Origin of the sequence: Kiloniella antarctica (genome assembly GCF_042682825.1) — a bacterium.
Taxonomy (GTDB): domain Bacteria; phylum Pseudomonadota; class Alphaproteobacteria; order Kiloniellales; family Kiloniellaceae; genus Kiloniella; species Kiloniella antarctica.
The window spans coordinates 878031-888942 of sequence record NZ_JBHUII010000004.1 but is presented as its reverse complement, the minus strand read 5'-3'; the positions used below and the strand labels follow the sequence as shown (position 1 = coordinate 888942).

At 43.8% G+C, this 10912-nt stretch carries 8 protein-coding genes; 2 read left to right on the top strand and 6 right to left on the bottom strand.

From position 1 onward, the window contains the following. Positions 1 to 72 precede the first annotated feature (72 nt). The 4 genes from ACFSKO_RS11195 to ACFSKO_RS11180 form a co-directional block, all read right to left on the bottom strand. Positions 73 to 1617, bottom strand: coding sequence for a PAS domain-containing sensor histidine kinase (locus ACFSKO_RS11195; RefSeq protein WP_380251514.1), 1545 nt, complete (start codon positions 1615 to 1617; stop codon positions 73 to 75). Positions 1618 to 1816: 199 nt separating this feature from the next. Beyond that, positions 1817 to 3205, bottom strand: a complete 1389-nt coding sequence (locus ACFSKO_RS11190; RefSeq protein ID WP_380251512.1) for an MATE family efflux transporter — start codon at positions 3203 to 3205, stop codon at positions 1817 to 1819. 317 nt (positions 3206 to 3522) lie between these two features. Continuing rightward, the gene (locus ACFSKO_RS11185; protein ID WP_380251510.1) at positions 3523 to 4365 is read right to left on the bottom strand and encodes a ferritin-like domain-containing protein; all 843 of its coding nucleotides are present in this window, start codon (positions 4363 to 4365) and stop codon (positions 3523 to 3525) included. Between the two features lie 71 nt (positions 4366 to 4436). Beyond that, positions 4437 to 5345, bottom strand: coding sequence for a hypothetical protein (locus ACFSKO_RS11180; protein WP_380251508.1), 909 nt, complete (start codon positions 5343 to 5345; stop codon positions 4437 to 4439). A gap of 326 nt (positions 5346 to 5671) precedes the next feature. Between ACFSKO_RS11180 and ACFSKO_RS11175 the strand changes: the two genes are divergently transcribed. Further along, complete coding sequence (locus ACFSKO_RS11175) at positions 5672 to 6337, top strand: hypothetical protein (RefSeq protein ID WP_380251506.1); 666 nt, start codon at positions 5672 to 5674, stop codon at positions 6335 to 6337. 110 nt (positions 6338 to 6447) lie between these two features. On the opposite strand, the gene bcp is transcribed toward ACFSKO_RS11175, so the two are convergent. Next, positions 6448 to 6930: a thioredoxin-dependent thiol peroxidase gene (gene bcp, locus ACFSKO_RS11170; RefSeq protein WP_380251504.1), complete on the bottom strand. Its 483-nt coding sequence runs from the start codon at positions 6928 to 6930 to the stop codon at positions 6448 to 6450. 135 nt (positions 6931 to 7065) lie between these two features. Between bcp and ACFSKO_RS11165 the strand changes: the two genes are divergently transcribed. Then, positions 7066 to 7902 carry a hypothetical protein gene (locus ACFSKO_RS11165; RefSeq protein WP_380251502.1) on the top strand — a complete coding sequence of 279 codons (837 nt, stop codon included), beginning with the start codon at positions 7066 to 7068 and terminating at the stop codon, positions 7900 to 7902. A 30-nt stretch (positions 7903 to 7932) separates the two neighbouring features. Here ACFSKO_RS11165 and ACFSKO_RS11160 read toward each other — a convergent pair whose 3' ends face one another. Beyond that, positions 7933 to 10896, bottom strand: coding sequence for a bifunctional [glutamine synthetase] adenylyltransferase/[glutamine synthetase]-adenylyl-L-tyrosine phosphorylase (locus tag ACFSKO_RS11160; RefSeq protein WP_380251500.1), 2964 nt, complete (start codon positions 10894 to 10896; stop codon positions 7933 to 7935). Positions 10897 to 10912: the final 16 nt, after the last annotated feature.

Genomic DNA, 10912 nt, shown 5'->3' with positions numbered 1-10912 from the left:
AACTTTTGTAACGTGAAGCAATGACAGTCGTCTTGGTTCTTAACAGGCCTGCGCTTATTCGATTAACAATTTTTATAAAATATCTGAAGCTTCAACGGTTCTTTCTGGCGGGAAGCTTAATGTAATCGTGGTCCCGACGTTAATCTCGCTCGTGATATTTAAGGTGCCACCGTGTAACTCTGTAAGCATTTTACTAAGGGAAAGCCCAAGACCAGTTCCTTCGTGGGCTGTTCTGGCGTTTGTTCTTGCCTGGCCAAAGGGCGCAAGTACTTGAGAGATATCTCCTTCCTCAATGCCACACCCTGTATCCGAAATACGGAGTGTGATTTCTTTCGTGTCAGTTTTGGAAAGGGAAAGGGTGATTTTTCCTGAGGCCTTGGTAAATTTAACAGAATTGGATAGCAGGTTTAGTATAATTTGGCGGATAATGCGTTCATCGCCTCTAAAGTAAATATTACCGTCACTGCTTTCTACGACAATATCGAGCGCGGCAACATCCTGTTTTCCACGCATTATCTGCAAGCAGGCGGCAATAGTATCTTTGAGGTCGAGAACATCTTCGTTGAGGACAAACTCGCCGGCTTCGACCTTAGATATATCAAGCACATCGTTGATCAAGTTTAGCAGATGCTCTCCTGAATGGTGAACATCGTTGATATATTCCCGGTATTTGGGGTGCCCGAGGTCGCCCAGAAGTTCATCACGCATAACCTGGGTGAATCCAAGTATAGAGTTGAGCGGCGTTCGCAGTTCGTGGCTCATGTGGGCTAAAAACTCGGACTTGGTGTTATTGGCTATATCGGCTTCGTCCTTGGCTTGGACCAATGCAATTTCTGTTGTCTTCAGATCAGTGATGTCTTTTTGAATGCTGACAATGTTTCCTTCATCTGTCACCCGGTCACTCAATAAAAGATATCGACCATCACTGAGTTGAACGACCGTCGATTTTGGAGGGCCTTTTTCCATGTCATCGCGGCGTAAAATATAGTTTTCATGATCATCTTGTTTAACAAGAACCGTACCGCGTGCGATATCAATCCTGCCAAGTTCGATGGCTGTGGCACCAACATGGGCGTCCTTATCATTGTAACCATAGAATTGCTTGAACTTGGAATTACAAATGATCAAGCGCCCGTCCTGATCATAGAGCACGAAACCTTCGCTCATAGCTTCCAGTGCGTCGATAAGCATTTTTCGGGAAGTGACGACAGAGTTCGTTATCTTTAATTCCTCTGTAATGTCGTAACCTGTGAAAAGGATATAATTCTTCGAAGATATGGTAATTGATTGAATCGTAATTGAGAAATCGTGTAGAGTTCCACCTTTGCCGCGTAGACAAGTATGGAATCTACTCACTATTTTATCGGTTTTTATACGTTGAATCATCTCCCGGCGTTGATTTGGATGTAGCCAGATATTCAGTTCCTCAGACGTCCGTCCAATAACTTCGTCACGGCTGTATTCCAAGGTTGATAACCAAGCATCGCTGATAGCAACAATTAACCCGGTAATAGGATCTGTAATAACCAGATAATTGCCAGAAGCGCTAAAGAGAGCATCGACAAGTTCTGTGGACTCAAGAGGTTGATCAGGCAACAAAGAATCAAGCGCAGGCATATACATCCTTTAGTAACAAACTAATTTCAGCTTCTCTCTGCTCCAGGTGCGAATATCCGGAACTAAAGCCGATCTAACGGTTCTTTTGTATATCTACCAATATTGCCTCATATGTATGAGACTAAAGAAGGAAAGGAGATAACAAATTAGCAGAAAAGGTTAGTGTATGGCAAATCGTTGAAGATACTTTAAATCACCTTTAGGTTGCCTGCCTAAATAACCCAAGCTTGTAACCTGTTCTATTGGCATTGTGGGACAGGACAAAGAGGGTAAGAAGGAACATTAATACCTCTGTTAAAGGCCCAACGTGCCAAATGCCGATCTCCCCAAAAAATTGAGGAAGTATATAGGTGAGAGGCAGCGAAAACATGTAGGTACGGGTTAGTCCGATAAGTGCCGATCTTTTGGCATCACCGATTGCCTGAAAAAATCCGGACAAGATCATGCTGGGCCCAAAAGAAAAATATAGCATCGTAATGAGAGGTAATATACGGGCTGTTTCTGCAGCAATTTGAGGGTCGCTGACAAAAATAAACCCAAGTCTGTCTGCAAAAACGTTAAAAATGATTTGTAGGCCCAGACAATAGATAAAGGCAGCATAAGCTGCGAGCTTTAAGCTGCTGTTGACCCGTGGCCAGATCTCAGCGCCTTGATTGTTTCCTGCTATGGTTTGGAACGCAATATTCAACCCAAGAAGAGGCAAGTAGCTAAAGGTGAGTATGCGGGTGATAATACCATAGGCCGTTACTGTTGCTTCATAATTTTCATTTCCCCACTGTTGGAGAGAATAGAAAACCGCGCCAGAGGTCAGCGAAACACCGAGATAGCCAAGGCTGGTTGGGGCGCCAAGGGCTAGGTATTCGCGCCAAAAAGTATTTAATTTTTTTGTGCCGACGTTGGCAAAAGTGATCACTGATCGTGTATTGAAACGATAACAAACCACCGCACAAAGAGAGATAAATTGTGCCAACAAGGTACCATAAGCAGATCCCGCGACCCCGAGCTCGAGTTTGACGATAAGAACGTAGTTAAAGAGGATATTTAAAAGGGTCGCGAAGACGGAGATAAAGGCCATGAAACCAAGTTTCCCTTCACACCTGAAAGCATCAACGCTAATTGTAAGCATGAAGACCAGAGGTGAGAAAAAAATCAGAAGAGATATGTATGTATATCCCATTTGGGAAAGCTCGGGTGATCCTTTGGTGACCCAATTTATCAAATTACTGCCGCCACCCAAAAATAAGGTAATCAAAATCAGGCAAACAAGGGCAGATAATATTAGAGCGCTGGCATAGGCTGAACTTGCCGTCGCGTGCTTTCCTGCACCTAATAGTCTGGAAAGGACACTTGAAAATCCCCCGGATACCCAGGTTGAGAGAGCGACAATGAGCATGAATACCGGAAACATCATCGTGACGGCAGTTAGAGCGTTCGCGCCGACAAATTCACCAAGAAAGTAAGCATCAATCAACGTAAATAGTCCGTTTACCAGAAATACCAAAATAATTGGGCTCGCCGTTTTGAGGAATAAAGTGGGCAAGGAGCCAAAGAGATATACGTTTTCTGATTTCGGGGTAACGTTGGTCACGAGAAGATCCTCGACTTATTGATGGTTTAATATTTTGGCTTGGTTTTGGGGCGGTTTTTATCTCTCACGATAAAAAGGAGAGAATATGGGGCGTTAGAAGACCCAAAGAGGAGATATTCAACAAGGTATTACTTAAGATGATATGAGAAGGACAACTTATACGATAACTATCGGAGCTGTCTTGTCATTTTTTGCCATCTGGTTATTTAACTGGCAAACAGTTTTTTGACCTCAATCTTCGCCATGGCCAATCTTCGTCGTCGCCAATCTTTCTCGCAGGCAATTATCAAGGAAATAATCAAAATTTGGGGTAATGATTATAGGTCCGCTATTGGGCCATAAAAATCGATGGGGAAGTTGGCTTTATCGCGACCTGCTTCGTTGAAAGGTGATCTTACCCTTCCTTTGAAAAGGGTAAGAATAATGTTTTGCCAGCTTTCAACTGGATCTTCCTTATCCAATTCGCAGAGATACTCAAACCACTTTTTCCCCTTGGCGACATGGGTGATTTCATCGTCATAAATAACTTGCAGACGTTCTGCACTTTCAAAATCTTTAACCGCCTTGAGCTTTTTTATAATTCCAGGCGTTACATCAATTCCCCGTGCCTCAAGAACCATGGGAACGACTGCAAGACGGGCTTTTAGGTTGTGCTCTGTGACTTCGGCGCCTTTCCATAACCCGGCGTGAGCGGGAAGCGCGCCGTAAAAAGAACCAAGTTGGTCCAGTCTCTCGCAAAGCAAGAGATGATGACGGGCTTCGTCATCTGCAATCGACACCCAGTCATCATAAAACCCCTTTGGCATCGGTGTGGAAGCAAAGCGGGCAATGATATCCCAACAGAGGTTAATTGCATGAAGTTCTATGTGGGATAGGGCATGAAGCATGGCTACTCGGCCTTCAGCCTCTTGGGTTACTTTACGACGCGGAACCTCTTGAGGGGGGACCAAAAGAGGTTTTTCTTCTCGTGCAGGTTCTTTTGGGATCGGCGCTGTACCGACGAGAGATATTTCACCGCTTTGCCAAGCTTTTGCATATTGGCGTGTTACTTGAGCTTTTTCAACAGAATTAGCAATGCCGAGGGCAATGATAGCTGCCTGAGCCAAATGGGTTGGCAGTACATTAGCAGAGGGCTGACTATCTATTTGTTGGTGCGGCATCGTTTATCCTGTTGGGGGTAGTCGTGGCGTTGGTCATGATGAAAGCTAAAGGTAAGGTATCTATTGATAGTTTATGCAAATAAGATATCAAAGTCGATTGGGCCGTGAGATTGGTAAAAATCTTCGGGTAAGGTGAAAGCCATGCCGATTACGGTGTCTTTATAGACAAAATAATCAACACTAACTGTTTCTTTTACCAGATGCGCTTCATCAAGGTAGATCTCTTCATCTATGGTGATAATCTCAACGTCATCCTCAAGAATATCTTCTTGCCGTAATATGAAATACTCTTCTCCGGGCTTTAAACTCTCCCAAGAGTTTTTCTGGGTGTTGTTCGTGAAAATATCTAACAGGTCGTTATTTACGACCAAAAAGTGATAATCATCGACACCAAACAGGGCCAAATCCTCGTCAGAATAGAGTAAATCATCATCATCTAACTCTATTATAATAGAATTCTCAGTACCAAAGATATTAAGCCCAGTGTCTTCAGTATACTTCGTCAAACGCGTAGTAGTTTCGTTTTGAAGCTTGCTGGTATCTAACAATTTGAAGTTATCGTGAGACACGATATTATCCAGCAAAAACAAGTTTTTGGCTTCTTCTGCTACTGGAATTATGGTCAGTGGTGGTTCTGTCGGGTCGATAAAATCGTCTAAGGATAGAGAAGAGCCACTGTCGTTTGTTATCTCTGTCGAAATCTCTATATCCGGTGTGGAGATGGCGGTAATATCTTGAAGTTCTTCCTCGACGTTTAAAGAAACGGTTTTTGCATTAAACTCATCATTAGTTTCTGTTGCTGCCCGTACTCCATTGATTTGAACCAAGACAAAAAACAGAGCTTCTATATAGAGTGATGTGTATAGGCGTTTGAAAAAACTAGGGGTTCTTAATACTGTTTTATTTTCAGTGTTTTGAACATCATTTTCAGAAGTGGGAATTGTTCTCTGTTGGTTTGGCGAGGCAGAAGATGTCGGCATACCGTATCCTGAAGGTGCGGTATTGCCAGAGTTCATTATCTCAACAGGCAGATTATCCTGTACGTCTTTTTCTGGCTGGCTTGGGGGCCTTGATGGTTCGGTATTAAACTTCCTAGAGGATCGCAGGAGTTTATATATTTTCTGAAAATCTTTTAACATTTGACCAATAAAATTTCCGGTTCTTAATGTGGGGCATTAAGTCTGTGGAATATGTCATAAGCGTGACGGGCTTGCCTAGAGGGCGTGGAATAACTTAACTTTATTGTAATATATCGACATCATTTTTTCTGCAACTAATTGATGTTATGTTTTGGGAATATTCAGGTATGGGTAATGGTTTGGTTCGGTGTGGTATTTTGTTGACAACAATTGTCTGGAGTTTAAGCAATTTTGCGTCTGTATACGCTAATGGGGCAACGGTCCCAACACCTGATATTTCTGTAAGTTCCTTTAAGGGAGAACCCCCAAAAAAAGAGGGAAACTTGTTCGAGCAGTATGGGGATTGGCAGGTCACTGCAGAAACCTTTATTACAGAAGACGGGGAGCTAAGGACCGCCTGTTCTATTTATACGGGGAGTGAAGGTGATAGTACTATCCGTGTCGAATTATCCAATGGTGACGCCCTCCCACCGGATGTGATGCCCTCAATTGAATATGATGAAGCAACAGTTCGGGGGTACGCTACACAAATACAAAAAAATCAAGAAATTACATGGGTTATAAAAGCTGATAAGGCCGTTTTTCGATACACAGGCGAGACGTACACCGGATATCAATCCGGTATTCCTTACGCCCGTAATATTATACACTCAAGTACAAAAAATAGTGACGCGCGGGATGTTTTGCGTGCGTTTGGAAAAGGACACCAAGTTATATTGTTTGATGAATATTCTGGCGGAGATTTGTATGTTGGTTCATTAAATGGGTTTTCAGCCGCGTACCGGAAAATGTCAGCCTGGTGTGGATTTTCTCCAGATAATGTCCTTAATTAGCAAACGTCTGATAAATTTGTCTGCCTATCAAAAATACAAAATTTACTTGATCGTATTGAGATAATCTTCCCTAGTAAGCGTATTTATAAATTACCCTCTCTAGGGAAGGTTTATAACGTGTTTTCTTTGCAGAGCTCTTCTAAGGTCGCTTTGACCTCGGCGACATGGTTTTTCACTTTCACTTTACGCCAGATCTTTTGAATAATGCCCTCGGCATCAATAAGATACGTTGCGCGCTCAATCCCCATATACTCCTTACCATAGAGCTTTTTGAGAACCCAAACACCATAGGCTTCACAGATTTCACCGTCCAAATCCGCAACCAGATCAAAGGTTAGCTCGTTCTTGGCAATAAAATTGTCGTGCCGTTTAACGCTGTCTTTGGAAACACCAATAACCTTTGCGTTGAGCTTAGAAAAATCAGGTAAGGCATCACGAAATTCACAAGCCTCAGTGGTGCAGCCTGGTGTCGAATCTTTCGGATAGAAATAAAGCACAACCATTTGACCTTTAAGCGCGCTCAAACTCAGCTCTTCATCGCCGTTAATCGGCGCGGTAAAATCCGGGGCCGGGCTTCCAATTTCAAGTGTCATAGTGAGAGTCCTTACTGCTACATTTCTTATGATATGTAGAGTCAAAATGAAAGATGATCAAGCCTTGTATTTATTTCAAAACCGTATCACGACGCAAACATAATTGTCATAAGAGAAGTCATCTGTAACAATCCCATGATTGTGTTTTTATTATTTTTATTTTGTATGGTTGTGGGGCTTGTGTTGCAAAAAATATCATCGTTATCTTTGGTGTTGCTTCTTTCAGTATTGGGGACAACGTCAGTATTAGCGAATGAAGAGATTAACCAAAATCCCGTTTATAAGGGAGAGGTAGAATCTATAAATGAACCAATCATTATTCGTTATTCACCCTTACCTAAAAGCAGGACTATTGATACTTCATCTTTTTCGGGAAAGCTAAATGGTCGGGTTCTTGATCATAAAACTATTTCTCGGGGGGCCATTGAAATATTTGAAGAAGACAAAAGTCTAAAGATGTTAATTTCGTCTTTTACAACGGAGTTGATAAATAAAAACAAAAAAGAAACGATTAATGACGTTAAAAAAATGACTTTTGATATTTCTCCTTTTGGAAAGATAAATGATTTTAGTCTTTATTCACCAGATCTCACATCCGAAGAATTGGCGTTAACCAAAGAAGCGATGTCCAACATGGTAGAGGAGATCATTTTTCAATTGCCCCCATCTGGTGTAGAGACTGATCACAAATTCAAAACCAATCTTACCCTTGGGGGAATGGCAATAAAGGACGTTGGAACGGTATTAGGCAAAACAATTTTCAATAATAGACAGGCCATTGTCATTGATTATAGGGGGCCTTTATCATCGCTGGTTATTAATCATGAGAAGATAAAGGGGAGCTTTGATGGGTATTCTGTAATGGATATTGCGACAGGTGTTACTGTCTATACCGAGTATTATTTCCAAGCTAAATTTAGTCATAAAAGTAGGGTATATATTTATAATACTCTAAAAACAGAATTCCAATAGTTGACAGAGATCCGGCATTGATATTGAGGCTCATTCTTTTTTCGCTGAAATCTCTGCCGTGATCAGTCGCTCATAAATCTCCGCAATCCTCTCCGTCGTATGAATATACCGTGCCTTAAGTTCGGGGAATCCGGGTTCACTTAGGGCGGTGGCAAGGCGAGATAGGACTTCTGGAGGCGCAGTTTCTTCATCCAGTTTCTCGCCTGTGGTGAGACGGAGCAGGTTTTGGAGTTGGTGGAAGAGATCAAAAGCTTCGATCAGGTCTGCGCAATCAGGTGAGGAGAGCAGGCCTTCTTGGCCGAGCTGTTTAAAGCTCTGTTTGGTGTTGGGGTGCAAAACCTTTGGGTTGTCGTGGGCATGTTTGAGCTGGAGATACTGCGACAGGAACTCCAGATCGATCAGGCCCCCGCTGATCTGCTTTATATCCCATAGACCCTTGGCAGGTTTTCCCTTGGCAATCCGCAGCCTCATGTCTGCGATATCATCAACCAGTTTTTGCGGATCTCTTTTCAGGCAAAGAACTTCCCCGATGACATGGTTGATATTATCGCAAAACGATTTGGTTCCAGCGATAGCACGAGCGCGGGTTAGGGCCATGTGTTCCCAAGTCCAGGCATCGTTAAGTTGATAGCGTTCAAAAGCCATAAGAGAGAGAGCCAAAGGCCCCGCCCCGCCTGAGGGGCGCAGACGCATGTCTATTTCATAGAGCCGTCCCTCTGGCGTCATGACACTAAGGGCATTTGTGAAACGTTGGGTTAGGCGAGCGAAATACTGGGTGGGATCAAGCGGTCGATCCCCATTTGATTGCTGAACGCCGCCGTTAATCTCATAGAGGCTGATAAGGTCGAGATCAGAGGTCACGGTCATTTCATGTGAACCCAGTTTTCCCATGGCTAGGATGGCGAAATTGCTGCTCTCGATATCGCCGTGACGGTTTTTTAGCTCGTCGTGTACTTTGGGCAACAGAGCCTCTATTGTGCTCTGCGCGATATTTGAAAGATCGCGGCTAGCGCGTTCTATTGATCCCGTTGCCCTTAATATTTGCAAACCTACTCGGAACTTTTGATCGTTGGCCCAGCTTCGGCTGAAGTCGAGAACATCTTGAAAATCTCTGGCTTGGTCCAGTGCTGTTAAAAGCTGGTCATGGAGGGCATTTTGATTTGGCAATTGTTGGAAAAAATCTTCACTGAGGACCGCGTCTAAAAGGCGCGGAGAGTGGCTGAGTCTGTCTGCTAGTGCCGGGGCCGATCCCATGATCTCGGCCAGTAAATTCAATAAGTTGGGGTTGGATTGTAACATGGAGAAAAGTTGAACGCCTGTTGGCAATCCTGCGAGAAACTCATCAAATTTGTTGAGGGCGTGATCGGGGGCTGTGGACTTGCCAAAGGCTTCGAGCAGAACGGGCACAATTTCAGCCATCAAACGCCTTGATCTGTCCGAACGCACCGCGCGATAGCGTCCCTGCTTCCATTTTGTGATTAGTTGAAAGACCCATGTCCCGTCTGCAAAACCAATTTTCTGGAGAGATTCGACAAGTTCCGGAGAGGCCTCTTGCCCGGTGAAGACCAGATTTTTAGTCGCAGCAGGCGCGGTGTGTTCTTCTTCAAACAAGGTGGCGTAGTGATCTTCGACGACGTGTAAATGGTGCAACAGTTCATCACTAAACTCTTCAACACTGTCGTAACCGAGGAAGGCTGTGATTTCGGCCAAGCTTTCGTCTGTTTCGGGGAGGAATTGGGTTTGCTGGTCGTCGACCATTTGCAGGCGGTTTTCGACGCGACGAAGAAACCAATAGGCTTCTGTCATGTCTGTGTACGCTTTAAGGGAAATCAGATGTGCATGGTGAAGCTGTTCAAGGGCATAAGCGGTTGAACTGCTCCTCAGTTCGGGGTTCCGCCCTCCCCATATCAATTGCTGGGTTTGAGCAAAAAATTCAATTTCTCGAATACCACCACGTCCTAATTTGATGTTGTGGCCTTTTACCGCGATTTTTGCACCGCCCTTGTGGGCATGAATTTGACGTTTGATAGCGTGAATATCGTTGATGGCCGCAAAATCAAGGTGTTTGCGCCAGACAAAGGGTTTGATTTCTTTTAAGAACCTGTGACCAAGCTCTTTATCCCCGGCGATGGGATTGGCCTTGATCATGGCGCAGCGCTCCCAATTGAGGCCAGTCGTTTCATAATAGGTCATAGCAGCATTAAAGGAGAGCGCGAGAGGGGTGGCGCTGGGGTCTGGGCGTAACCTGAGATCCGTTCGAAAAACATACCCATCCTTGGTCCTGTCATCAAGACACCGTACCAAATCACGGGTCATTCTGACCATGCCTTCGTGAGGACCGCGGTCGTGCAGGTAATTTATTTTCTCGGGATCAAAAAGTATGATGAGATCGATGTCAGAAGAATAGTTCAACTCCCATGAACCAAGCTTCCCCATTGCGAGAACGACATAACCACAATCTTGTTCGGGTGTTTTGGGCGTTTTGAGTTTGATATGGCCTCGTTTCTCAAGCTCTAGCAAGAGATGTGACACTGTTGTTGAAATGGCTGTTGAAGCAAATTCTGTAAGTTCCTCTACAACACGTTGATCTGTCCACTGTCCTGTAATATCGGCAAAGGCAATAGCGAGAGAGGCTTGTTTTTTTGCCCGCCTCAAAGCCGCCATAATCGTTTGTCTATCTGTCGAAGTCGCGACGTTTTCAAGCAAGTGGGTATGGATGTTTGTCAGACTTTTTTCAGCTCCATGCTTTAAAAGGTCGCGAAGGAATTCCATATCCCTAAGAAGACAGTCTGAAAGATAAGGGCTGTTAGAGAAGACAGATCTCAACAGTGAATTAACTTTCGGTGTGTTATAAAAATAGATAAGATCCTGCTTTAAATCAGAATTTTCAATACGCTCAATCCGTTCTTCCCAATGAGTACAGCCAAGTTTGGCACGTTCGGAATTGCCGATTTTGGGTAATGTTTCTTCTGAAAAAGAGAATGATAGTATCATGAATGCCGCCACTTTG